The following is a 23,729-nucleotide window of genomic DNA, read 5'->3' as shown; positions in this document are numbered from 1 at the left end:
ATAATTAACGCAAACTAAAAAACTATGATACTAAATCTCGACCCAAAATTCGCTCCTTTTCAAAATCAGGAACAAATCAAATTTCAAAGTTTTACTTTTTCTGGAGGAGAACCACACATTAAAATCGTTCCGGATTTTGATACCAACAGAAAAGTTACCATTACACATAGATTGAATTCTTTCAACGATTTAGGATTGTTGTGCGTAACGGTTGATGCTTTAAGAAGAATGGATGTAAAAATTATAGAATTGTTTATTCCCTATTTCCCGGCCGCACGACAAGACCGTGTTATGATTCCGGGCGAACCATTATCTGTAAAAGTATATGCTGATATCATCAACGCAATGCAGTTAAATAAAGTTTTTGTTTTTGATGCGCATTCAGAAGTAACTCCGGCTTTATTGAACAACAGCACTGTAATTCCGAATTACACTTTTATTCAGCAAGTAATAAAAAGTATCGGAAATGATGTAAAACTGATTTCTCCAGATGGTGGCGCTTTGAAAAAAATCTACAAAGTTTCTGAATTTTTAGGCGGTGTAGAAGTGGTAGAATGCAGTAAAAGCCGTGATGTAAAAACAGGAAAATTATCTGGTTTTAAAGTGTACAATGATGATTTAGAAGGGATGGATTGTTTGATTGTAGACGACATTTGCGACGGAGGAGGAACTTTCGTAGGATTAGCAGAAGAATTAAAAAAGAAAAACGCCGGAAAATTATACTTAGCAGTAAGCCACGGAATCTTTAATAAAGGTTTTGAAGTTTTAGACTGCTTTGATAGGATTTTCACAACGAACTCTTTTAAAGATTTTGAAGGAGAAAATGTTGAGGTTATTGGTTTGGATCAATTGATATGAAAGTAATTTACCCAATAAATGAAATTGAAACGCAGGGAATAAAAATATTTCTGGCAGGAACAATCGATATGGGTAATTCAACAGATTGGCAACAAAAAATAATCGATGTTTTTCAGGATTTTAATTCAGAGAAAGAAATCATAATCTTAAATCCAAGACGAAAAAGCTGGGATTCGAGTTGGATTCAATCTATAGAAAATAAGCAGTTTAGTGATCAGGTAAATTGGGAATTAGATGCATTAGAATTATCAGATTTCATTATTATGTTTTTTGATAAAAATTCTCAATCGCCAATTTCAATGCTGGAGTTCGGTTTGTTTGCAGATTCAAAAAAGATGCTGGTTTGTTGTGAAGAAGGTTTTTGGAGAAAAGGAAATATTGATATTGTCTGTAAAAGAAAAGGAATTCCAACTTTTGAAACATTAGAAGATTTAATTACCGTATTAAAAAATAAAATAAATCGTGATGAAATATAGTATAGAGCAATTAATTGCTCAAAAACAAGACAATAAATTTCTATTTTTCTGGGGACATCAGCCAAACAAAGACGGAAGTATTTCCAAAACCTGTTTCAGTCAATGGTGGTTAAGCTCTTTTGAAGTAAACGGTATCACTTATAAAACCGCTGAACATTGGATGATGGCCAAAAAAGCCGAATTGTTTAATGATCAGGAAGTTTTAGAAAAAATAATTCTGGCAAAAACTCCGGCCGAAGCTAAAAAGTTAGGACGTGAAGTAAAGAATTATGTAGATACAATCTGGCTTGAAAACAGATTTGAAATCGTAAAAGATGGGAATCTGCATAAATTCAGCCAGAACAAAGATTTAAAAGAATTTTTGATCAACACAAACGAAAGAATTCTGGTCGAAGCAAGTCCGGTAGATCCTATTTGGGGAATCGGAATGGCAAGTGATCATAAAGATGTAAATAATCCTGAGAAATGGAAAGGCTTAAATCTTTTAGGTTTTGCTTTGATGGAGGTTAGGGATGAATTGAAATAGAAATTTATTTAATTCAATTATTAGATAATGAACGAAAAAGAAATAAAATCAACAAGTAAATTTCTAAGTCTTGTTTTAAGACATTCGCCAGAAACTATTCATTTAAAATTAGATGAAAACGGTTGGGCAAATGTTGAGGAATTGATCACAAAATGTAATCAGCATCAAAAAAAAATAGATTTAGAATTACTGAATATTGTAGTTGAAACGAACGATAAAAAACGTTTCACTTTCAATGAAGATAAAACCAAAATAAGAGCAAGTCAAGGACATTCGATAGAAGTAGAATTAAATCTAAAAGAAGCTTTGCCATTAGAATTTTTATATCACGGAACTGTAGAAGCCAGCATTCATGGGATAAAAGAAAAAGGATTGCAAAAAATGAGTCGTCAGCATGTTCATTTGAGTAAAGACAAAGAAACAGCGATAAAAGTTGGAAGCAGAAGAGGTAAACCAATCATTTTAAAAGTCGAAGCGAGAAGAATGCAGGAAGCAGGATTTAAGTTTTATCTTTCAGAAAATGAAGTTTGGCTTACGGATGAAGTTCCGGCAAAATACATTGAGTTTTAGTTATGAAAAGGACTTTAGTTATAGGAGATATTCACGGTGGATTGAAAGCTTTAATTCAACTTTTAGAGAGAATTGAAGTTACAGAAGACGATAGCATAATTTTTTTAGGAGATTATGTTGACGGTTGGAGTGAATCTGCCTCTGTAATTGATTTTCTTATAAATTTAAACAAAAAATACAATTGTATTTTCATAAAAGGAAATCATGATATTTGGTGCGAAGACTGGCTGGAAACAGAAAATGTCGATACCGTTTGGGAAAAACATGGTGGAGCGGGAACTATCAAAAGTTATGAAAGTTATTCAGCAGAAGAAAAGCATCAACATTTATTGTTTTTTAAAAGCATGGAAAACTATTTCATAGATGAAGAAAACAGATTATTTATTCATGCCGGTTTTTCATCCATGCACGGACCTGAGAAAGAACATTATTCCACCAATTATTCCTGGGATCGAACCTTGTGGGAAATGGCTTTAACAATGGATAAGCGTATTGCAAAAGATTCACTTACTTATCCGAAAAGATTATTGCTTTTTAATGAAATTTATATTGGTCATACACCAACGTTAAATTACGGAATTGATGTTCCAATGCAAGGTTGTAATGTTTGGAATATTGATACAGGTGCCGCATTTTACGGTAAATTATCCTGTATAGATGTTGATACAAAACAAGTTTATCAAAGTGATATCGTAAAGGATTTATATCCAAACGAAAAAGGAAGGAATTAAAACATCCAAATTGTAACTCTTAAAAGGAATTTCTCCTTAATTTGGATTATATATTTCAATAAGATTATTTAGAATTTAAAACAACAAAATTAAATTTAAGAACATGGAAGACGAATTAAAACCAAGATTTATTGAGTCATTACGTAGAAATAATGATCAGATTAGAGAAGACAGAGCAAAGACAATTGGAGAGGATTCTGAACTAATATACAGACGAAGAGTAGAAGATATCGAACTTAAAATAAAAAGACTCGAGCGCGAGCAGGAAGGCCTTATCGATATTAGTCCGCTGGATAAAAATAGTTTGACGTTTGCCGATTTTCAGCCGGAAGCATTTGTTCAAAAAGACATGGAATTATCATTAACAATTAGAAATTTAAATATTCAATTGGAAGTTACAAAAAAGAGATTCGAATATTTATTTGGTAAAACATTTTAATCATGGGAGGTACAAGATACGATTTAGGCGCTCGTTTGAGCAGAGCAGAAGCAGCAGGCTATGGAAAAAAATCTGCGAGTGAAATTTTCACTCAAAATGCAAAAGGAATGGCACACGAATCTATGAATCCGAATGGCGTTACTTTTAGAGAAGCCAGAGATTCAGCCGTTCATCCAAATTCAGTTCCGATTATTTTAGGATTGGACGTTACGGGAAGTATGGGACATATTCCACACGAATTGATAAAAGACGGTCTTCCAAAATTAATGGGAGGAATTATTCAGGGCGGTGTTCCCGATCCGGCACTTTTATTCTTAGGAATTGGTGACCACGAATGCGATAATTATCCGTTGCAAGTGGGTCAGTTTGAATCTGGAGACGAAGAATTGGATATGTGGTTAACACGTACTTATATTGAATCTGGCGGTGGTGGAAACGCGGGTGAAAGTTATCTTTTAGCTTGGTATTTCGCTGCATTTCATACTAAAACCGATGCTTTCGAAAAAAGAAATCAAAAAGGATTGTTATTTACCGTTGGTGACGAGCCTAATTTAGACGTTCTTCCGGCATCGGCAATCAAAGAAATTATGGGTACAGGTCAGCAGACATATACGGCTAAAGAACTTTTGGACGAAGCCAGAAAATATTATGATGTATATCATATCAGCGTTTTGCATTCTGATCAGGCCGTAAGAGCTAATGTAGCGTGGAAAGAATTATTAGGACAAAATTGTTTGTCTATAGAAGATCACAGAGAAATTCCGAATGTGATAAAAGGAATTATCTGCGATAGATACAAAAGCGGTTCTTCTGGAAGTGTAAACTTAGGAGGGTTAGATAATATTGAAATGCTTTAAAAGTTTTACGACTTTGCGGCTTTGCGAGATTAAAACATAAAGCTTTTTCTAAGTAACAAGAAATTTGCTCGCAAAGTCGCAGAGACGCTAAAATATTTTATTTAATGATGACAAAATGAAAAAAGCACAAATAGTTATAGGTCTGGGTTTTGGTGATGAAGGAAAAGGAATCACTACCGATTTTCTTGCACAGCAAAATCCGGATGCTATAGTTATTCGGTTTTCGGGAGGACAACAAGCGGCGCATACGGTAATGATTGACGATAAAAAACATGTTCATTCTAGTTTTGCTAGCGGTGCACTTCGTGGTCTGCCGTCTTATTATACAGAACATTGCACCATCCATCCGACTTTTTTATTTAATGAAAGAGAAGAATTAATAGAGAAAAATGGAAACACAGAGTTGCACATTCATCCGTTAGCAAAAATTACAACGCCTTTTGATGTTTGGCAAAACCGAAAAAATGTTAAAAATCTGGAACACGGAACCTGCGGAAAAGGTGTCGGTGCGACAATGAAAAGGCACGAAAGTCCGTATAAGTTATTTGCCATCGATTTGATTGCACCAAGGCAAATGTTAATCGAAAAATTAAAAGGAATTGCTTATTTCTACGGATTTCTTGACGGAAGCCAAATTGAAGAAGAATTGAATGCTTTTTTAGAAGCGATTGACAAATTAGAGTGGAAGATCAGCGATTACAATTATTTAAAATCATTTGATCATTTGATTTTTGAAGGAAGCCAGGGAATCTTACTCGATATGGATCACGGCGTTTTTCCGAATGTGACATATGCGAATACCACTTCTAAAAATGCTTTTGAAGTTTGTAAATTTCTAAATATCGAAGACATTGAAATGTTTTATGTCACAAGAAATTATTCAACCCGACATGGAAACGGCTGGATGAGCAACGAAAGAGAAATTATATTAAAAAACAACGAAGAAGAAACCTGTGTTTTTAACGAATATCAAAAAGAATTACGTTTCGGAGATTTAGATTACGATTTGCTGAATTATGCTTTACAATTGGACGGAGCGTATGTTTCTGCCAAAAAGAAAAATCTGGTTGTAACTTGTTTAGATCAAACTGATGCTGAATTTCAACCAAAAAAACTGAATATAAAATTGGATGCTATTTACGGGTCTTATTCTCCATATTCAAAAGATTTCAGAAGACTTAGTCATTCTCATTAAAATAAAAAATATATTTACCAATGTTATAATTTGGAGTTTTTCCAAATCAGAAAAAGAACTAAAAGCCATTAAAATTATGAACCCATTATTATTAACAGACGGTTACAAAGTTGACCACAGAAGACAATACCCGGACGGAACAACCTTAGTATATTCTAACTGGACACCAAGAAAATCAAGAATCGAAGGTGTTAACGAAGTTGTTTTCTTCGGATTGCAGTATTTCATTAAAAAATATATTATTCAGGATTTTGAACACTATTTTTTTAAACAGCCAAAAGAAGAAGTAGTTAAAAAATACGCCAGAAGAATCAATAATTATTTAGGCGAAAACTTAGTTGGAACCAAACATATCGAAGATTTGCACGATTTAGGATATATTCCGATGGTGTTTAAAGCTTTGCCGGAAGGAACAAGCGTGCCAATTCGTGTACCAATGTTTACGATGTATAATACGATTCCGGAGTTTTTCTGGTTGACAAATTATTTCGAAACCTTACTTTCTGCAGTAGTTTGGTTGCCTTGTAACTCTGCTACAATTGCAAAAGAGTACAGAAAAGTGTTAGACAAATATGCTAAAGAAACGTCATCTGTTCCTGAATTTGTAGATTGGCAAGCACATGATTTCTCAATGAGAGGAATGGGCGGAATTGAAGCTTCTTTAACTTCTTCTGCAGGACATTTGTTGAGTTTTACAGGTTCTGATACTATTCCGGCGATTGATTTTATGGAAGAATATTACAAAGCGAATTCTGATACCGAATTAATTGCGGGTTCAGTAGCGGCGACAGAACATTCTGTAATGTGTATGGGAACAACAGAAGGCGAATATGAAACTTTTAGAAGATTAATTTCTGATGTTTATCCAAAAGGAATTGTTTCTATTGTTTCTGATACTTGGGACTTATGGAAAGTTTTAACGGATTATCTTCCGAGATTAAAAGATGAAATTGTTTCTAGAGAAGGTAAAGTGGTAATTCGTCCTGACAGCGGTGATCCGGTTGATATTATCTGCGGAAATCCAAATGGAAAAACAGAACAAGAGAAAAAAGGTGTTATCGAATTGCTTTGGGATGTTTTCGGCGGAAGCACAAATGATAAAGAATTTAAAGAATTAGTTCCTCAAATTGGAGCAATTTACGGAGACAGTATCACGGTGGCTAGAGCAACTCAAATTTGCGAAAGATTAAAACAAAAAGGTTTTGCATCAACAAATGTTGTTCTCGGAATCGGATCTTTCACTTATCAATATAATACCAGAGATACTTTTGGTTTTGCCATGAAAGCAACTTACGGAGAAGTAAACGGAGAAGGAAGAGCAATTTTCAAAGACCCAATTACAGACGACGGAACTAAAAAATCGGCTAAAGGATTAATGAAAATTGATTTAATAGACGGCGTTTATCATTTAACCGATAACGTTTCATGGGAAGAAGAGCAAAAAGGAGAACTTAAAGAGGTTTTCAGAGATGGAAAACTATTAATTGACCAATCACTTTCTGAAATTAGAAATAACGTCAAAAAAGAGCTTACAACAGCTTAATAAAGTAAAAGCCTAAATGTGATGAACATTTAGGCTTTTTTATGCGTTTTTGTTTCTGTTTGTCATTTTGACAAAGGAGAAATCGAATTAGAAGCTCTACAATATTTTGTTTTAAATTCCTGAGCATCTTTATTTGAATTAAATTTCACCAAACTAATGCCCTCTTTACACTCAATTTTTTTCTCTCTAATTAACTTTCCAATTAAAAATTCAAAAAGAATGTAGGATCGATGTTCTTCATTAATAAAATCCAGATATTCTCTTTTATAAGGAATTTTTTCGTTGGTAATAATATGAATCAAAGTATTTTGTAATTTGTCAAGATGTCGTTCAGAATTTAATTGAAAATGTTTGTCTATTTTGATTCCATTATAGGTAAATGAAATTAAATTCTCGACTCCATTCCCATACATTGGTCCATATCTATAATTTTTTGTTTTTTCTCCCGAGAAAGAATTTCCATAAATCACTAAATTTTCTAATTCTGAATATTTGTAATCGATCTCAGTAACAGTTAGAAATTCTTCATTGAATGAAATTGTTCCGTCAAAATAACCATTTAAATTTTCAAATTCTTTAAATCTAATAATACAACTTACTATGTATAATATTAAAGGAATTATCACAGGATAGTAAAAATATTGATGTAATTTATGATTTATTAAACGTTCAATTAATAATGAAATTAAGCAGTACAATATGATTGCTCCAAGAGAAAAATAGGATAATTTTTCGGACGAGGTTAAGTTGAAAAATTTAGGTTTTTCAGGAATAAAAATCGAAGCAGAAAAAAGCATTTACTTCTTATAAAAATTATTGTGATCAATATATTCCCAAACCTTTGGAGGTAAAAGCGGTTGAATGTTTTTTCCTTCTTTAATATTATTTCGAATAAAAGTTGAGGAAATCTCTACAATCGGTGCATCAATAATATGAATTTTTGGATGCGATTTTAATTCGATGTTTTCAGGTTCATCAGAAATACGCGGATACACATAAATATCATGATTTTCAAGAATAACTTCGTAATTTCTCCATTTATGCAGCGTCTTCAAATTGTCTTCTCCCATGATTAAAGAAAACTCATTAGTTGGATATTTTTCCTGTAAATGTGCGAGCGTCACAACTGTGTAATTCGGCTGAGGTAATTTAAATTCAATATCAGACGGTTTTATCTTCGGATAATCTTCTGTTGCCAGAAAAACCATTTCCAGTCGCTGATGATCATCTAAAAGCGCTGCTTTTTTCTTCAACGGATTATGAGGCGTAACCACCATCCAAATCTGATCTAAACCAGCAAATTCTGCCATATGGTTCGCAATAATCATATGGCCAACGTGAATTGGGTTGTATGTGCCGAAATATAAACCTATTTTCATCTTCTTATGGTTTCACTGAGAGGCGCTAAGATAACACAAAGATTCGCAAAGTTTAATTAGAACTCTGCGAATCTTCGTGTTTTTTCATTGTTATTCTCTGCGTAATAAATTATTTATTTACGAAATCTTTTACTAGCTGATGCGCTTCTTCTAAAGCAACTGGTAAATCATAATTTTTAATAATCACGTCAAATTGTGGCGCAGTTGCTAATTCAACCGAAGCTTTTGCAATTCTCATATTGATTTTGTCGTCACTTTCAGTAGAACGCTCTTTTAGTCTGCGTTTAAGTTCGTCTACACTTGGTGGTTTTACAAAAACTGCTAAAGTCTGTTCCGGAAATTTATGTTTAATACGCAATCCGCCTGCAACATCAATGTCAAAAATCACGTTTTTTCCTAAAGCCCAGATTCTTTCAATTTCCGATTTTAAAGTACCGTAAAAGTTATCGCGATATACTTCTTCCCATTCCAGGAAATCTTCGGCTTTAATATGTTTTTTAAATTGTTCCAGATCAATAAAATAGTAATCTTTCCCATGTTCTTCTTCGCCACGCGGATCACGTGAAGCTGCTGAGATCGAAAACTCTAAATTTAAATCCTCTAACCCAAGTAAATGTTTTACTATAGTTGTTTTCCCTGATCCCGAAGGTGCCGAAAAAACAATTAATTTTCCTTTATTCATTGTTGTGTTGTTGCATGAGTTCACTTTCTAAAAGATGAACTTTATTGTATTATTTTTGAATCTTCTAAAGTACATTCAAAACCTGTTCCTTAATCTTCTCCAATTCATCCTTCATCATCACCACCAATTTCTGCATTTGCGCATGATTTGACTTAGAACCCATCGTATTAATTTCACGACCCATTTCCTGAGTGATAAAACCTAGTTTTCTACCATTAGCTTCAGAACCATTTAATGTTTCAATAAAATAATCCAAATGATTCGTCAAACGAACTTTCTCTTCCGTAATATCCAGTTTCTCTAAATAATAAATCAATTCCTGTTCAAAACGATTTTCATCAACATTAACCTGCAATTCAGCAATGGCAGTTTGTAAACGGTCTTTTATCGCCTGAACACGTTCCGGATCAAGAGCCAGCGCGTCGTTCATATATTGACGGATATTTCCAATTCTAAGATTAAATTCCTTTTCAAGAGATTCACCTTCGTCTTTTCTAAAACTTAAAATGTTTTGCAGTGCTTCCTCAATAATAACCTGAATCTGTTCCCAGTCATTCTCGTCGATTTCCTCACGCTCAGTTTTCAGCGTATCAGGCATACGAACCGCCATTTTCATCAATTCAGTAACATCAGCATCCGGATAAACTTCCTTAAGCTGTGCAATGTAGTTTTTTACAACAGGAACATTTACCTTAGTCGAAGTTTGTTCAGCCGTGCTTTCGATGTAAATTCCGAAATCGATCTTACCTCTTTCCAGTTTAGTCGAAATCTGAGTACGCAAACCCAATTCCATTTCGCGGTAAACAGACGGCATCCTGACATTCAAATCCAAACCTTTACTATTTAAAGATTTTACTTCTACGGTAATTTTTTTTGTTGGCAATTGCAAAGACGCCTTGCCAAACCCTGTCATAGATTGTATCATATAATTGAGTATAAAGGCGCAAAGATACTAAAAAACTTCACAGTGAGAGTTTCTAGTTTTTTAGCCCTAAAGTTTATAAAAATAGTATGGGCGTTCCCTACGGTCGGGCTATCCGTTCCAATCTTTTTTTGTCTCGTTAAAAAACGAGACAAAAAAAGGATTTCCACTTCAAATGAAATTCACTGAACTCCGATTAAAATAAAAATTATGTGAAGTAATCCCTAACGCGAGCCCACGAAACCTTAAAAAAAATGGAATATTACTTTTGCAAAGCTTTTGTAACCTGAAGAATATTCTGCTGACTGTTGCCAATATAAATTTTACCATCGATTATAAAAACCGGACGACTCAAAAAAGTATAATGTTCCAGAATATATTTTTTAAAATCAGCTTCTGTCAACGCTTTGTTTTTCAAATCCATCGACTTGTACAATTGCGCTTTTTTGCTGAATAACGCTTCATAACTTCCAGAAAGCTGGTACATTTCTTCCAATTCAGCTTCCGTTATCGGGTTCTGACGAATGTCCTGAAAAACCAAATCGTTTTCTGGTAAGTTCTTAATGATTTTTCTACAAGTATCGCAAGACGCCAGATAATATATTTTGTTCATGATTTTATTTTTTGTGACTACAAAGAAAATTCATTTGAAACTTAAAATTGCCTAATTTTAGAAAAAAATTAAAATTATGAACCCAGTTTTTGAAGTCCACAAAACCATAAGAACCATTCTTTTAAAAGTTTTGGACAATCACTCATTAGAGCAATTAAATAAAATTCCCGACGGATTTAGTAATAATTTAATTTGGAATATTGGACATTGCATATCATCACAGCAAGTTTTAGTATATAAACTTTCAGAACTTCCTATAATGGTTTCTGAGGAATTTATTGCTAAATACAAAAAAGGAACAAAGCCAGAAGGAGATGTTTCGCAGGCAGAAGTTGATGAAATTAGAACATTACTTCTTAAAACTCTTGATCAAACCGAATTAGATTATAACAATGGGGTATTCAAAGAATACAACGTATATACAACGAGTATGGGTTTTACACTTCATAATGCAGACGATGCCTTAAGTTTTAATAATTACCATGAAGGAATTCATACCGGAATTGTAATGAGCATTAGAAAGTTCGTTTAAAAAGAAAATCCCGTCTTACAATTACAAGACGGGATTTTTTTATTCTATTATAGTTTCTATTGTAACTTTCATTGCGCCGGCACCTTTACTTTTGGTGATTTCCATAAAGGCTCTTTTTGATAAGTCAATTTCACGGGTTTTTACGAAAGGACCTCGATCCGTGATTTTTACAATTACAAATTTACCATTTGCTTCATTGGTTACTTTTACTCTTGTGCCAAAAGGAAGTTTTTTATGTGCAGCAGTATATTTGCTGTTGTTAAATCTGCTTCCGTCTGCCGTTTTTTTACCGTTAAATCGGTCAGAATAATAAGAAGCGTGAGCATTTTTTTTATACGATTTTAATTTTAAACCTTTGTCTGTAAAGACAGAATCTGCCGGGATTGCTATTATATTAGGTCTGGCATTTTTTACAGTATCCTGAACAATTTTCGGTTCTGTTGAAGGTTTGTTTTGACTTATAACATAAGTGAAACCACTTAAAAAAGTTAATGCAAGTATGTTTAATATGATGTTTTTTTTAATTCTCATAGGTTATTTTTTTCAGACTTGGGGAGTTTGTACAAATAATATGCCGAAATAAAAAAAATCCTACATTTTTAGGATTTTTATCGATTTATTTTTGGAACCACAGATTCCACGGAATTCTACTTAGAATAAGCAATAAGCCTAATCCATAGAAAATGGCGAACGTTTTAAATTTTGCTTCGCTGTTAATCAGCTTTTTATGTTTAGACCATCCAATTGTAATTAAAACAATAGCTATAATATTGATTAATGGATGTTCTAATGAAGTTAGTCTAAGTTCTGCATTAGACATTTCTCCAAAAGCAGCTTTTCCTAGCGGAGATACAAAATAAAGGATCAATCCAATTAATAATTGGGTATGAGTTCCGATTAAGGCAAACAAAGCAATTTTACGATCTTTTGCAGTAAAATCCTTTTTTGATGTAAAACCAATGATAGAATTTACCACTGCAATCAGTAAAAGCAATAAAGCTAAATAAGCCCAGCCAGAGTGGAATTTTTGTAGAAAATTGTACATAAATTAATTTTTTTATTAAAACAAATATAGCAAAAAAGGCCATAAAAAAACGGCATTGAGCTAAAAGTCAATGCCGTTTTTGGTATTTATTTAGATTCTAAATATTAGAAATCGTAACGTAGAGTAAAGTTCCAAGTTCTTCCGTAACCGAAGTAAACTTTGTTGTCAGTTGCAACTCCTTTGTAAAGAGCTCCAGCTTGAGCATAAGTTTGAGCTGGTGTTGTTCCTGGCTTGGTATCATCAGCAAAAATATTTGTGAATGACTCATTGATAAATATTTTATCAAAAACGTTATTAACGTTTAATCTAAAGTTTAATGCACCTAATTTATCACTTAGTACCCATTTGTAAGATATACCAGCATCTGTAGTTGCAAAGCCAGGTAATTCCATAGCTCCTTTGTTGTCTGCTTTTGTAAAACTTGCAGGACTAATGTTTCCGTATAACTTTTCAGAATAGTTAAGGTTTGCATCGACATTAAGTCCGTTTAAGATTTCGTAAGCAGCTCCAAGTGCTATTGTAGTCTGAGCAGCATTACCAACTTTCACACCGTCTAGGTATAAAGTTTGAGCTGTTCCTCCAGGTACTGGTTGGTATGAACTATCAAAACGGTTACTAGTTGCATTTCCATCATATTTCCAGTCACCAACAGAAATCATTCCGTTTAATTTTAACTTGTCAATTGGTCTGGCTGTAACGTCTAATTCTACACCTGTATGAGTTTCATTAACACCGTCAAAAGTATATAATCCTCCAGGATTTGTAGCTGCATCAGGATCAGTACCAGTTGTAAATCTGTCTTTCCAAGTTGTATAATAAGCATTTAAATTAGCAGTAAAGATTCTTGAACGGAAACCATAACCAAGTTCAATAGCGCTAATTTTTTCATTCGTTAAATTTGGATTAGTAACTGAAAGGAAGTTAGGATATACTGATGTAAAGAAAGGTTGTTTTGAGTAAAATCCTCCGTTAACAAAAACATTATGGTGTTCGTTAATATTGTAATTAACTCCCGCTTTTACATCTCCACCTGTAAGGTTTTGGAAATCTGTACTTGAAAGAGGGTTTGTTGGAGCATAGTTAAAGTGATCTTCTCTTTTGTAACCTTGTGAAGAAATAGCTCCCTGAAGAAACGCAGATAAGTTACCTTTTGAATACTCTAATTGAGAGAAAGCACCATAGTAGTTCACTTTACTGTCATATGAATAACCTAATCTTTCTTGGTAATCTGTACTTACGAATGGATTTCCTGTTGGTCTTGGTGCATATGTAGTAGATAAAACGGTATTGATTGGAGTTACTCCATCGCCACTTTTATTTGTTCTGTCAAGATAATTAGTCGCTCCGAATAAATCAATAAGTGTTTGATAGTGAACTGCAGTATAAGTTCTTCCTTCAACTCCGAAGTTTAAATTAAAATTCTCAGATAATTTTTTGTCTAAATTTAAAACCGTACCATACCAGTTGTGAGAGTTTATAGATGAGTATTCTGTAATACCTGTAGATAAGTTTGCAGCACTACCAGTAACAGTACTATTTTGATATGCACCACCAGCAATAGGAGTTCTTGTTCCTAATGTTGTAGGTTGTCCTGAGTTCCATGCTTGAATTAAATCAAATTTAATTAAACCATCAGCATCTCTTAAATTATTAGGTGCTGCAGTAGTTCCTACAGTGTAAGGATTTTGACCTTTTATTCCACCATTAGAAGTTGTTCCTCCACCACGACCCCAAGAACCGTAAACAACAGTAGAGAATTTTGTAGTTGAGTTAATATCATAATCCCAGTTTAAACTCATTACCGGCTTGTGATAGTAATTTGTTTTTAAACTTGTTTCTTCACCGTTTCTATATCCCCAATCAGAGTTATATTTGATGTTTGGTTTTTTACCGTCACTTCCGTATTTTAAGAAATCAGTTAAAAGAGGAGAAGTGCTTCTTTGGTTGTGCCATTGAGGTGCACCTGTAAAAGTAAATTGAATACTGTGTTTGTCATTGATTTTGTAACCAAAAGCCATGAAATAATTGTATCCTTCAAATTTAGTGCCGTCTACATATCCATCTCCTTCAGTTCTACTAAATAAAACAGAAGCAGAAAGACCATTTTTCATTATTCCAGTGTTGTATGAAGCTTGTGCTTTTAAGTACCCGTCATTACCAAAACTAGATGAAATGTTTCCACCTTCTTTCATGTCAGACGTTTTTGTGATAACATTGATGGTTCCTCCAATAGAAGAAATAGCAAGCTTAGAAGCTCCTAAACCTCTTTGAACCTGCATTGCAGAAGTTACGTCAGACAAACCTGCCCAGTTACTCCAATATACAGAACCACCTTCCATATCATTAACAGGAACTCCGTTAATCATTACGGCAATATTTTTTTGGTCAAATCCACGAATAACAATTCTTGAATCTCCAAATCCTCCACCTGCTTTAGAAGCATATACTGAAGGTGTGCTTTTTAAAATCTCAGGAAATTCTTGAGATCCTAATTTTTCTCTAATTTCAGCAGCTTTAATTGTAGAAACAGCTACTGGTGTTTTTCTGTCTTTAGCAACGTCAATAACGCTACTTTTAACTACGATTTCTTCTAATTCATTTGAATTTGAAGCCAATTCGATAGATCCTAAGTTAGTAGTTCCACTAGTAACAGAGAATTTTACAGTTTGTGTGTTGTAACCTAAATAAGTAATAACCAATTCTCCAGTAGCATTTTGAGACTCTAATGTAAATTTTCCATCAAAATCTGTAGTAGCTGCAGCTGATGATCCTTTGATCGCAACATTTGCTCCTGGTAATGAATTTGTACCGTCGGTAATAGTACCGGTCACTTTTCCTTGAGAAAATACGGTCGAAACTATCATGAATAATAGTCCAGTCAGTAACCAATTTTTCATTTTCTTCATTTCTTGTTTTTGTTATTTGTTTTTGGCAAAATTATAACAAATAACTCAGATAATGTTATCGTAATGTTAAGAAAAAAGAGTTTTATATAATTGGCTGCGTATTAAAATGATTTTTTCTTTTTTCGTTAAATAAAATAACGTTTTCTTAAATTAAAACACTTTGTTTTTGTTAAAATCATAATAAATTTGATGGTATTGTAGCGTAAAACGTTCAAAAAAGACTCTTTTTGTGTTGTTTAGGTAGTGTTTTATGCGAAAAAACCCCTTAATTTTTGTTAAATTAAGAGGTTTCAGTATATTAGAAATGCTTTTCTAGTGAAGCTTATTTATTCTTTAAAAAATGATTTAATAAGAATGAAGTTGAGCTATCATGATTTTTTACCTCTTTAGTGTTAATTTCATCTAAAATAGAATTAGCAAGTTGTTTTCCTAATTCAACTCCCCATTGATCAAAACTGAATATATTCCAGATAATTCCCTGAACGAATATTTTATGTTCGTACAATGCAATTAATGAGCCTAAACTTTTTGGAGTAAGCTTCTGAATTAAAATAGTGTTTGTTGGTTTGTTTCCTGTAAAAACTTTAAATGGTAATAAATAAGATGCTTTTTCTGCCGCTAAACCTTGTTTGTCAAATTCTGCCTGAACTTGTCCAGCGGTTTTTCCGTTCATTAAAGCTTCTGTCTGAGCAAAAAAGTTCGACATCAATTTATCATGATGATCTTCATTTCCGTATAAAGGTTTTACAAATCCGATAAAATCTGTCGGGATCAATTTTGTTCCTTGGTGAATTAACTGGAAAAATGCATGCTGTGAATTTGTTCCTGGCTCGCCCCAAATAATAGTTCCGGTTTGGTAGTTAACAGGTTTCCCGTCACGACCAACACTTTTACCGTTACTTTCCATAAACGCTTGTTGCAAATACGGAGCTAATTTTTGTAAATATTGTGTGTATGGAATCAAAGCTTCACTTTCTGCTCCATAAAAATTGTTGTACCAAACGCTTAATAAAGCTAAAATTACAGGAATATTTTCGTCAAATTCTGCCGATTTAAAATGCTCGTCCATTTCATGAGCACCTTTCAATAATTCGTTGTAATTATCAAAACCAATTGCCAATGCAATACTCAAACCAACCGCACTCCACAAAGAAAATCTTCCTCCAACCCAGTCCCACATCGGGAAAACATTGTCTGGATTAATTCCGAATTCTGTTACTTTTTGAATGTTTGTAGAAACAGCAACGAAGTGTTTTGCAATATCTTCTTGTTTTGCCGATTTTAAAAACCATTCTTTAATAGTTTCAGAATTCGTTAAAGTTTCCTGAGTTGTAAAAGTTTTAGAAACAATCACAAAAAGAGTTGTTTCAGGATTTAATTTTTTGATTACTTCATTTACGTGATCGCCATCAACATTAGAAACAAAATGTACATCTAGTTGATTTTTGTAAAATTGTAAAGCTTTAACCGCCATATCCGGACCAAGATCAGAACCTCCAATACCAATATTTACAATGTCTGTAAAAGCTTTTCCTGTAAAACCTTTTCTTTGGCCAGAAATAACTTCATTCGTAAAATTCTTGATTTTGTTCTTTACTTCGTAAACTTCCGGAATTACATTTTCACCGTCAACTTTTATAACAGCCGATTCAGGCGCGCGCAATGCAGTATGCAAAACAGCTCTGTTTTCGGTTTTGTTAATGATTTCGCCATTAAAATAATCCGAAATAGCATTTTTCAATCCGATAGAATTTGCCAATTCCAATAAAAGAGATATGGTTTCCTGACTAATATTGTTTTTAGAATAATCTACCAAAAAGTCATTCCATTGTAAATTGAATTTTTCAGCACGAGCATTGTCTTGCTGAAATAATTCTTGTATCGTAGTTTCGTGAATTGCGTTATAGTGATTTTGCAGATTTTTCCACGCTTCAGTCCCGGTTGGGTTTGTTGTGTTTAAAGCCATTTTGTTTGTTTAATTATAATGTGGTTAAGAAAAACAAAAATACTGAAATTACTTTTAATAGCCCTTCAGTTCACAATTATATAACAAAAAGTGACGGAAACGTTTTCGTGAATTCTCAGAATGATGAAGTTATTCGATTTTTATTTTTTTCCAAGAAGCTATTAATTTTTCATTGATATCGATATCTGAAATTTCGAAATATTCAAGATGATTTTTAGATGTTTTTCTAAATGTTCTTTTTAAAGAAAACGGCAGATTTTTTTTGAAATAGAATTACAAATTCCCAATACTATCCAATTCTCTTTTCAAAGGTTCGATTTGTTTCATAAAACGAGTTCTGTCATTTCCGGTTAAAGATTCTCCGGTTGGCAGATTCAATCGAAGTGCATCTACCTGAACACCATTTTTCCAGAAACGATAGCAAACGTGAGGTCCAGAAGCTAAACCTGTACTTCCGACCAAACCAATAGTTTGACCTTGAGTAACACGTTGTCCGCGACGAACCAAAATTCTCGACATGTGTAAATATTGAGTAGAGTAGGTTCCGTTGTGTTTTACTTTAACGAAATTTCCGTTTCCAGCAGTATATCCGGTAGCTTCTACAACTCCCGAAGCAGTTGTTGAAATTGGAGTTCCGGTTGGTGCGGCATAATCCGTTCCTTTGTGTGCTTTCCAAGTGTGCTGCACAGGATGAAATCTATTCATTGTAAATCGAGAAGTGATTCGGCTGAATTTGATTGGCGTTTTTAAGAAAAAGTTTTTCAACGTTTTTCCTTCATCATCATAATATTCAATTTTTCCCGAAAGCGTATCTTTTTCAAAAGGAAAAGCGTAAACAATTTTCCCTTTATATTCAAAAAACGCAGCTTCAAGATCTTCTACGCCGTCGTATGTTTTGTTGTTGATGAAACGCTCTGTGAAAATTAATCCGTAACGATCTCCTTTTTTAAGTTTAAAGAAGTCAATAGACCAAGAGAAAACTTTGGTAATTCTGCTGGCAAGCGCCGTTTCTACACTTTCGTTTCCTAAAGTTTCAGAAAGAGAACTTTTTAAAACGCCGCCAATTATTTTTCTTTTTAAAGTAACTGGTTTTATTTTTTTATACGCTTTAGCAATGCTGTCTCTAAAATCGACAACATAATAAGTCAGCGCATCGGGCTGATAAATAAAAACCTGAAGTTTGTTTGTTTTGTTTTTTGATCGAAGTAAAGTATAAGGTTTGTTATAGCGAATGGTTCTTACATCAAAAGAATCTTTTACCTGCTCCACAATATCGTACACTTTTTTGTCTCCGGTATTTTGACTTTGAAAGATGGATCCAAAAGAATCTCCTTTTTGTATTGTATCATGTATAACATTAAAATCAGCGTAATTAAATCCAAATTCTACTTTCTTAGCCTTTGGTTTAGTGATTTTGATTTCGACTTTTTCTTCTGCTTTTTTACATGAAAATATTGAAAACAATACAATAATAATTACGAATGCTTTTTTCAAACTCTTAAAATTTTTTGCTGGGAAATTAAACTGTAGCTTCGTTTCCCCAATTGGACAATTCTTCTTCGGTCCACAATTTAGGAAAAAAGATGCGTCTTTGGTATTTTGGATGCATATATTTTTGCCAGTCACTGCCGCCAGTGGCTTCGCCGTTGCCTTTTCCGCTTTCTAAAATATATTTTCTTGCCGTATTTAAGTGCTGCATCACCCACGTAATGTTTACTGTATAGTCATAATGACGCATTGCAGTAATTAATTCTGGGTTGGATTGATCGTTTTCTGGAAGCTGTGTAAATTTTTGCCAGATATTTTTTGTTTTGAATTTCGAAATCTGACGTAAAAATTGGTCTTTATATTTTGTTTCGAATTCCTGAAGTAAGTATGATTTTTCTCCTGTATGATAATCTTTTCCTGCTGCCTGCCAATACAAATGCTCAAAACTTGTTTCTAAATCTGTATTTTCGTCAAAGCTGGCTTTGTATCTATGATCGGTTAAATTGATAACATCTGTCGAAGCAAATTCGATCATTCTGTATTGTGCACTCTGAAAACCACTTGCAGGAGTCAGTGTGTTTCTGAATTTCATGTATTGATCAATGTCCATTCCGTTCTCCATAATGCTGAACGAATTCGTAAGCATATCAAAATAACGTGTAATTCTCAATAATCTTTCGCTGAAAAAATCAACCTGAATATTTTCTGCAGCACCAATTTGTTCAACTTCCCAAAGAATCATTTTAAAAATCAATTCATTTACCTGATGATACATTATAAATACCATTTCGTCAGGAAGTGTAGTACGTTGAATTTGTAAATTTAATAATGCATCAGTTTGAATGTAATCCCAATATGTAATAGGCTTAGACCAAAGTAAACCTTCTAATTGCACATCAGTTTTTTGGTTTATGGCTTGAAATTTAAGATCAATTTCTTTTAAAATTGATTCAGAATGATCTGTGAGGTTCATTATTTTTTTGCTTTAAATGGATTTTTTAATCCTTTATATTCGTCAAGATCTGCCTTAATAGATCCTACGGCAAGATCTGCTTTTATTCTAATGGGAACTTTATTGTCGTCGTCTGTAATCCAGAGTGTTAAACTTTCTTCTTCTTTAAATACCCTTCCTTTTTGTACCGAAGGTTTAAAAACCATCGTAGTAACGGTTCCAAATTTAGTTGTAATATCTTGAAGGCCTACATATTTTAACTTAAATTTTGTGATTTCATCATCAAAAAACATATCGATTACGATTGATTCGCCCGATTTAAGTTTGTCAATATTGGGGTGATTTCTCAAATAATAAAAAGAAGAAACAATATCTTGCACATTATCAGAAGTAACAAGTGTTTTTTCTGATTTTCTCTTGTAGTCTTTTACCAAAATTCTATTTTCGGAAGGATTAAAAATACCTTCTTGATTTTTGGTGTAACCGCCTTCGTCAATTTTTCGAATATAACGATATGGATTTCCGTTTTCTTTGTCAAAGTAACTTTCGTATAAATCTTCGACTTTGAAGAAGAATTTTGACATGCCGGTTGTGTAGCCTTTTCCAACTGCATGAAAAACTTTCTTATTATTTATAGTAGCGTCTTTTACTTCTAGTGTGGCATAACCGGCATTTATAATTCCGTAATGTATGCGAAATTTAAAGTATTCGCCCACATCAAAGGCATCTTCTTTAAAGGAATCAAAGCTAAAAGTTGTGAGGATTAATATAGTGAGGACTAATTTTTTCATAGTACATTTTTTACATTCTATTATAAAGATAAAGAAATGCAAATTCTATTCCAAATGTACTAAAACAAAAAAACTCAGTCAAGAATGACTGAGTTTTTATGCTATTAACTAACCAAAAAACTATAAATTATGAAATTTATATCAATTCGGAAGGAAACCACCCCTTCCTGATTTGCGAGTGCAAAGATAGATAGAAAGTTCAAAAAATAAATAGCAAAAGACAAGTTTAACATAACATTTGCATAAAAAGCATCGTTTTTTAGAGAATTCTACTGTTTTACGAGTAAATTTTATGCTTTTATAGTGTACCTCGCAATTCTTGCTCTCTTTCGATAGACTCAAAAAGGGCTTTAAAGTTCCCTGCACCAAATCCTTTTGCACCCATTCTTTGAATAATTTCGAAGAAAAGTGTAGGTCTGTCCTGAACTGGCTTTGTAAAAATTTGTAAAAGATAACCATCTTCATCGGCATCGACCATGATGGCTAATTTTTCAATTTCGTTCAAATCTTCTTTCATCATATCCATGTGAACTCCCAATCTTTCAGGAATTGCCTGATAATAAGTATGAGGCGGAGGCGATAAAAATTCAACACCGCGGGCTTTTAAGTCAGAAACTGTTTTTACAATATCGTCTGTTGCAATTGCAATATGTTGAATTCCGGGACCGCCGTAAAAATCTAAATATTCTTCAATTTGAGATTTTTTCTTTCCTTCAGCTGGTTCATTAATCGGAAATTTAATTCTTCCGTTTCCGTTTGACATAACTTTACTCATCAAAGCCGAATATTCGGTATTGATTTGTTTATCATCAAAAGAAAGGAAATTCACAAATCCCATCACTTCTTCGTAGAATTTTACCCAGGTATTCATTTCGTTCCAACCCACATTTCCAACCATGTGATCAATATATTTTAATCCGGTTGGAGCCGGGTTATAATCTGATTTCCATTCTTTATAACCGGGCAGGAAAACACCATTGTAATTTTTTCTTTCTACAAAAACGTGAACTGTTTCTCCGTAAGTGTAAATTCCAGAACGAACCACTTCTCCAAATTCATCGCTTTCAACAGTTGGTTCCATAAAAGAACGAGCGCCGCGTTTCATGGTTTCTTTGTAAGCACTTCTCGCATCTTCAACCCAAAGTGCAGCCACTTTTACGCCATCACCATGTTTTTTAAGATGATCGTTTATTGGAGAATCTGCATTTAAAGGCGTTGTTAAAACAATTCTGATTTTGTCTTGTTTTAAAACATAAGATGCTTTGTCTTTTACTCCAGTTTCAAGTCCGGCGTAAGCCAATGATTGATATCCGAAAGCGGTTTTATAATAATGTGCAGATTGTTTGGCATTGCCTACATAAAATTCTACATAATCTGTTCCTAATAATGGAAGGAAATCTTGTGCTCCTTCAAATATTTTCTCTAATCCGTATTCTACTGATTTAACTTGTTTCATAATTAGATAATTTGTCAATTAGAAAATTAGATAATTTCTGGAAATGAGAAAATGTGATAATTCAAAAATAATTTTCTAATTGACACATTGACTAATTATCTAATTTCTTTTAGATGTTGATATTATTTTATTTAAAATTTTTAATATTTCTGAGAGATCATTCAATAAATTTTTACAATCTGGATAGCTTTTGTGAGCATCACATAAGAACAACCAATATTCAGCCTCGTCTGCTTCCTTGATAGCAATTTTTAATTTATGAATAAAATCTGCCTTACTTTCTGCGTTTTGTGATTCTTTAGAGTTTGCCCCAATTGATGTTCCGCTTTTTAGCAACTGATTTGCAATTACAAATTTCTTTTGTTCTTGTAATTCTTCTGTGTAATCAATAATGTTTAAAGCAAAATTGAATGTTTTAATTAAAAGAGCGTTGTTTGAATATTTTTCGTTAAAAGTCATTTTGATAATTAGATAAATTGAAAATATGTTAATTAGATAATTATTCAAAATTATAAATTGTAATCTAAAAACTACAAAATAATTATTTTAAATTTCTAATTATTAAATTGTCACATTTCCTCATTTTCCAATTATCTAATTATCAAATTGGCACATTATCTAATTATTCACACCAGGATTTGTAGTATTGTCCATCATCAAGACCCATCGCTTCTTCAGTTACCATAAGTGGTCTGAAAGTATCAACCATAACGGCTAATTCCTGAGTTTCTTTATGACCAATGCTGCGTTCCATTGCGCCTGGTGCTGGTCCGTGTGGAATTCCTTTTGGATGTAAAGTGATATGACCCTGCTCAATATTATTTCTGCTCATAAAATCTCCATCAACATAATAGAGAACTTCGTCTGAATCTATATTGCTGTGATTGTATGGCGCCGGAATTGCTTTTGGATGATAATCGTAAAGTCTCGGACAGAATGAACAAACGACAAAAGTTGCCGTTTCAAAAGTTTGGTGTACCGGTGGCGGCTGGTGAACACGTCCGGTTATAGGTTCGAAGTTATGAATTGAAAATCCATAAGGAAAATTGTAGCCGTCCCAGCCTACAACATCAAACGGATGTGTAGCATAAACAACTTCATGAATCATTCCTTCTTTTTTTATTTTAATTAAAAAATCACCTTTTTCATCGTGCGTTTCCAATTCGTTTGGCAAAATAAAATCGCGTTCGCAAAATGGCGAATGTTCTAAATGCTGGCCCGATTGGTTTTTATAACGTTTTGGAGTGTAAAAAGGAGAGTAAGACTCAACATAAAAAAGTCGGTTGTCTTCGGTTTCAAAATCAATTTGATAAATAATGCCGCGTGGAATTATTAGATAATCTCCATATTCAAAAGGAATATTTCCGAGCATCGTACGAAGTTTTCCTTTTCCTCTGTGAATGAAAAGCATTTCGTCTGCATCGGCATTTTTGTAGAAATAATTTCGAAGAGATTCTTTCGGCGCGGCCAAACCAATAATACAGTCTTTATTAACAAGCATTGCTTTTCGGCTGTTCAGAAAATCATTTTCCGGTTTCAATTCAAAACCTTTAAATAATAATGATTTTATATTTTTTCCGATTGCAATTTTGGGTTCAACCGAATACGAATTTAAAATTTCTTTAACCTGAGTTGGTCTGTGAACATGATAAGATAATGACGAATGTCCGTGAAAACCTTCAGTTCCAAATAATTGTTCATAGTAAAAACCACCGTTTGGTTTCTCGAACTGTGTGTGTCTTTTTTGAGGAAAATCTCCAAGTTTATGATATAATGGCATGGCTTTTCAATTAGATAATTAA

The 23,729-nt window shown here is 33.3% G+C and carries 25 protein-coding genes; 10 read left to right on the top strand and 15 right to left on the bottom strand.

Annotated features, from left to right (window positions below):
* Nucleotides 1-24 precede the first annotated feature (24 nt).
* From prs to EV144_RS22415, 9 genes are all read left to right on the top strand, one after another.
* Nucleotides 25-858, top strand: a complete 834-nt coding sequence (prs, locus tag EV144_RS22455) for a ribose-phosphate diphosphokinase (protein ID WP_134151378.1) — start codon at nt 25-27, stop codon at nt 856-858.
* Nucleotides 855-1,334, top strand: coding sequence for a nucleoside 2-deoxyribosyltransferase domain-containing protein (locus EV144_RS22450; protein WP_134151377.1), 480 nt, complete (start codon nt 855-857; stop codon nt 1,332-1,334). Before prs ends, EV144_RS22450 begins: the two co-directional genes overlap by 4 nt.
* A complete protein-coding gene (locus EV144_RS22445; protein WP_134151376.1) occupies nt 1,324-1,860 on the top strand; it encodes an NADAR family protein in 537 nt (178 codons plus the stop codon). Before EV144_RS22450 ends, EV144_RS22445 begins: the two co-directional genes overlap by 11 nt.
* Nucleotides 1,861-1,887: 27 nt before the next feature.
* Nucleotides 1,888-2,430: an RNA 2'-phosphotransferase gene (locus EV144_RS22440; RefSeq protein WP_134151375.1), complete on the top strand. Its 543-nt coding sequence runs from the start codon at nt 1,888-1,890 to the stop codon at nt 2,428-2,430.
* A 2-nt stretch (nt 2,431-2,432) separates the two neighbouring features.
* Nucleotides 2,433-3,161 (top strand): metallophosphoesterase family protein, encoded by a 729-nt coding sequence (locus EV144_RS22435; protein ID WP_134151374.1) that lies wholly within the window; start codon nt 2,433-2,435, stop codon nt 3,159-3,161.
* 103 nt (nt 3,162-3,264) lie between these two features.
* Nucleotides 3,265-3,600 carry a hypothetical protein gene (locus tag EV144_RS22430; protein WP_134151373.1) on the top strand — a complete coding sequence of 112 codons (336 nt, stop codon included), beginning with the start codon at nt 3,265-3,267 and terminating at the stop codon, nt 3,598-3,600.
* A 2-nt stretch (nt 3,601-3,602) separates the two neighbouring features.
* Nucleotides 3,603-4,457, top strand: coding sequence for a hypothetical protein (locus EV144_RS22425; protein ID WP_134151372.1), 855 nt, complete (start codon nt 3,603-3,605; stop codon nt 4,455-4,457).
* A gap of 115 nt (nt 4,458-4,572) precedes the next feature.
* A complete protein-coding gene (locus EV144_RS22420) occupies nt 4,573-5,652 on the top strand; it encodes an adenylosuccinate synthetase (RefSeq protein WP_134151371.1) in 1,080 nt (359 codons plus the stop codon).
* A gap of 76 nt (nt 5,653-5,728) precedes the next feature.
* The gene (locus tag EV144_RS22415; protein ID WP_134151370.1) at nt 5,729-7,195 is read left to right on the top strand and encodes a nicotinate phosphoribosyltransferase; all 1,467 of its coding nucleotides are present in this window, start codon (nt 5,729-5,731) and stop codon (nt 7,193-7,195) included.
* Nucleotides 7,196-7,257: 62 nt separating this feature from the next.
* On the opposite strand, the gene EV144_RS22410 is transcribed toward EV144_RS22415, so the two are convergent.
* From EV144_RS22410 to EV144_RS22390, 5 genes are all read right to left on the bottom strand, one after another.
* Nucleotides 7,258-7,821, bottom strand: a complete 564-nt coding sequence (locus EV144_RS22410; RefSeq protein ID WP_134151369.1) for a hypothetical protein — start codon at nt 7,819-7,821, stop codon at nt 7,258-7,260.
* A gap of 171 nt (nt 7,822-7,992) precedes the next feature.
* The gene (gene nadD, locus EV144_RS22405; protein ID WP_134151368.1) at nt 7,993-8,574 is read right to left on the bottom strand and encodes a nicotinate (nicotinamide) nucleotide adenylyltransferase; all 582 of its coding nucleotides are present in this window, start codon (nt 8,572-8,574) and stop codon (nt 7,993-7,995) included.
* A gap of 109 nt (nt 8,575-8,683) precedes the next feature.
* The gene (gene gmk, locus EV144_RS22400; RefSeq protein ID WP_134151367.1) at nt 8,684-9,256 is read right to left on the bottom strand and encodes a guanylate kinase; all 573 of its coding nucleotides are present in this window, start codon (nt 9,254-9,256) and stop codon (nt 8,684-8,686) included.
* A gap of 64 nt (nt 9,257-9,320) precedes the next feature.
* Nucleotides 9,321-10,181, bottom strand: coding sequence for a YicC/YloC family endoribonuclease (locus EV144_RS22395; RefSeq protein ID WP_134151366.1), 861 nt, complete (start codon nt 10,179-10,181; stop codon nt 9,321-9,323).
* A 259-nt stretch (nt 10,182-10,440) separates the two neighbouring features.
* Nucleotides 10,441-10,791: an arsenate reductase family protein gene (locus tag EV144_RS22390; protein ID WP_134151365.1), complete on the bottom strand. Its 351-nt coding sequence runs from the start codon at nt 10,789-10,791 to the stop codon at nt 10,441-10,443.
* Nucleotides 10,792-10,867: 76 nt separating this feature from the next.
* On the opposite strand from EV144_RS22390, the gene EV144_RS22385 reads away from it, so the two are divergent.
* Nucleotides 10,868-11,323 carry a DinB family protein gene (locus EV144_RS22385; protein WP_134151364.1) on the top strand — a complete coding sequence of 152 codons (456 nt, stop codon included), beginning with the start codon at nt 10,868-10,870 and terminating at the stop codon, nt 11,321-11,323.
* Nucleotides 11,324-11,362: 39 nt separating this feature from the next.
* Here EV144_RS22385 and EV144_RS22380 read toward each other — a convergent pair whose 3' ends face one another.
* From EV144_RS22380 to EV144_RS22335, 10 genes are all read right to left on the bottom strand, one after another.
* Complete coding sequence (locus EV144_RS22380; protein ID WP_134151363.1) at nt 11,363-11,854, bottom strand: septal ring lytic transglycosylase RlpA family protein; 492 nt, start codon at nt 11,852-11,854, stop codon at nt 11,363-11,365.
* Between the two features lie 85 nt (nt 11,855-11,939).
* The gene (locus tag EV144_RS22375) at nt 11,940-12,368 is read right to left on the bottom strand and encodes a hypothetical protein (protein ID WP_134151362.1); all 429 of its coding nucleotides are present in this window, start codon (nt 12,366-12,368) and stop codon (nt 11,940-11,942) included.
* Between the two features lie 104 nt (nt 12,369-12,472).
* Entirely contained in the window at nt 12,473-15,265 is a 2,793-nt protein-coding gene (locus EV144_RS22370; protein WP_317129092.1) for a TonB-dependent receptor, read from the bottom strand.
* A 331-nt stretch (nt 15,266-15,596) separates the two neighbouring features.
* Nucleotides 15,597-17,240: a glucose-6-phosphate isomerase gene (pgi, locus tag EV144_RS22365; RefSeq protein ID WP_134151360.1), complete on the bottom strand. Its 1,644-nt coding sequence runs from the start codon at nt 17,238-17,240 to the stop codon at nt 15,597-15,599.
* Between the two features lie 273 nt (nt 17,241-17,513).
* Complete coding sequence (locus tag EV144_RS22360) at nt 17,514-18,734, bottom strand: M23 family metallopeptidase (protein WP_134151359.1); 1,221 nt, start codon at nt 18,732-18,734, stop codon at nt 17,514-17,516.
* Between the two features lie 25 nt (nt 18,735-18,759).
* On the bottom strand, nt 18,760-19,701 hold the full coding sequence (locus EV144_RS22355) for a tryptophan 2,3-dioxygenase family protein (protein ID WP_134151358.1): 942 nt from the start codon (nt 19,699-19,701) through the stop codon (nt 18,760-18,762).
* Nucleotides 19,701-20,471, bottom strand: a complete 771-nt coding sequence (locus EV144_RS22350) for a DUF3108 domain-containing protein (RefSeq protein WP_134151357.1) — start codon at nt 20,469-20,471, stop codon at nt 19,701-19,703. Before EV144_RS22350 ends, EV144_RS22355 begins: the two co-directional genes overlap by 1 nt.
* Nucleotides 20,472-20,769: 298 nt before the next feature.
* On the bottom strand, nt 20,770-21,930 hold the full coding sequence (gene hppD, locus EV144_RS22345) for a 4-hydroxyphenylpyruvate dioxygenase (protein ID WP_134151432.1): 1,161 nt from the start codon (nt 21,928-21,930) through the stop codon (nt 20,770-20,772).
* 96 nt (nt 21,931-22,026) lie between these two features.
* Nucleotides 22,027-22,386 (bottom strand): four helix bundle protein, encoded by a 360-nt coding sequence (locus tag EV144_RS22340; RefSeq protein ID WP_134151356.1) that lies wholly within the window; start codon nt 22,384-22,386, stop codon nt 22,027-22,029.
* Between the two features lie 163 nt (nt 22,387-22,549).
* Nucleotides 22,550-23,707 carry a homogentisate 1,2-dioxygenase gene (locus tag EV144_RS22335; RefSeq protein ID WP_134151355.1) on the bottom strand — a complete coding sequence of 386 codons (1,158 nt, stop codon included), beginning with the start codon at nt 23,705-23,707 and terminating at the stop codon, nt 22,550-22,552.
* Between the last annotated feature and the right edge of the window lie 22 nt (nt 23,708-23,729).

Source organism: Flavobacterium sp. 270, from assembly GCF_004368785.1.
Taxonomy (GTDB): Bacteria; Bacteroidota; Bacteroidia; order Flavobacteriales; family Flavobacteriaceae; genus Flavobacterium.
The sequence above is the reverse complement of the archived record's forward strand: the minus strand, read 5'-3'. Positions and strand labels throughout refer to the sequence as shown.

What these genes read in the sequence shown, in the direction of transcription:
- prs (WP_134151378.1), top strand. Translation starts at nt 25, where the DNA reads ATGATACTAAATCTCGACCCAAAATTCGCTCCTTTTCAAAATCAGGAA.
- EV144_RS22450 (WP_134151377.1), top strand. Translation starts at nt 855, where the DNA reads ATGAAAGTAATTTACCCAATAAATGAAATTGAAACGCAGGGAATAAAA.
- EV144_RS22445 (WP_134151376.1), top strand. Translation starts at nt 1,324, where the DNA reads ATGAAATATAGTATAGAGCAATTAATTGCTCAAAAACAAGACAATAAA.
- EV144_RS22440 (WP_134151375.1), top strand. Translation starts at nt 1,888, where the DNA reads ATGAACGAAAAAGAAATAAAATCAACAAGTAAATTTCTAAGTCTTGTT.
- EV144_RS22435 (WP_134151374.1), top strand. Translation starts at nt 2,433, where the DNA reads ATGAAAAGGACTTTAGTTATAGGAGATATTCACGGTGGATTGAAAGCT.
- EV144_RS22430 (WP_134151373.1), top strand. Translation starts at nt 3,265, where the DNA reads ATGGAAGACGAATTAAAACCAAGATTTATTGAGTCATTACGTAGAAAT.
- EV144_RS22425 (WP_134151372.1), top strand. Translation starts at nt 3,603, where the DNA reads ATGGGAGGTACAAGATACGATTTAGGCGCTCGTTTGAGCAGAGCAGAA.
- EV144_RS22420 (WP_134151371.1), top strand. Translation starts at nt 4,573, where the DNA reads ATGAAAAAAGCACAAATAGTTATAGGTCTGGGTTTTGGTGATGAAGGA.
- EV144_RS22415 (WP_134151370.1), top strand. Translation starts at nt 5,729, where the DNA reads ATGAACCCATTATTATTAACAGACGGTTACAAAGTTGACCACAGAAGA.
- nadD (WP_134151368.1), bottom strand. Translation starts at nt 8,574, where the DNA reads ATGAAAATAGGTTTATATTTCGGCACATACAACCCAATTCACGTTGGC.
- gmk (WP_134151367.1), bottom strand. Translation starts at nt 9,256, where the DNA reads ATGAATAAAGGAAAATTAATTGTTTTTTCGGCACCTTCGGGATCAGGG.
- EV144_RS22395 (WP_134151366.1), bottom strand. Translation starts at nt 10,181, where the DNA reads ATGATACAATCTATGACAGGGTTTGGCAAGGCGTCTTTGCAATTGCCA.
- EV144_RS22390 (WP_134151365.1), bottom strand. Translation starts at nt 10,791, where the DNA reads ATGAACAAAATATATTATCTGGCGTCTTGCGATACTTGTAGAAAAATC.
- EV144_RS22385 (WP_134151364.1), top strand. Translation starts at nt 10,868, where the DNA reads ATGAACCCAGTTTTTGAAGTCCACAAAACCATAAGAACCATTCTTTTA.
- EV144_RS22380 (WP_134151363.1), bottom strand. Translation starts at nt 11,854, where the DNA reads ATGAGAATTAAAAAAAACATCATATTAAACATACTTGCATTAACTTTT.
- EV144_RS22375 (WP_134151362.1), bottom strand. Translation starts at nt 12,368, where the DNA reads ATGTACAATTTTCTACAAAAATTCCACTCTGGCTGGGCTTATTTAGCT.
- EV144_RS22370 (WP_317129092.1), bottom strand. Translation starts at nt 15,265, where the DNA reads ATGAAAAATTGGTTACTGACTGGACTATTATTCATGATAGTTTCGACC.
- pgi (WP_134151360.1), bottom strand. Translation starts at nt 17,240, where the DNA reads ATGGCTTTAAACACAACAAACCCAACCGGGACTGAAGCGTGGAAAAAT.
- EV144_RS22355 (WP_134151358.1), bottom strand. Translation starts at nt 19,701, where the DNA reads ATGAACCTCACAGATCATTCTGAATCAATTTTAAAAGAAATTGATCTT.
- EV144_RS22350 (WP_134151357.1), bottom strand. Translation starts at nt 20,471, where the DNA reads ATGAAAAAATTAGTCCTCACTATATTAATCCTCACAACTTTTAGCTTT.
- EV144_RS22340 (WP_134151356.1), bottom strand. Translation starts at nt 22,386, where the DNA reads ATGACTTTTAACGAAAAATATTCAAACAACGCTCTTTTAATTAAAACA.
- EV144_RS22335 (WP_134151355.1), bottom strand. Translation starts at nt 23,707, where the DNA reads ATGCCATTATATCATAAACTTGGAGATTTTCCTCAAAAAAGACACACA.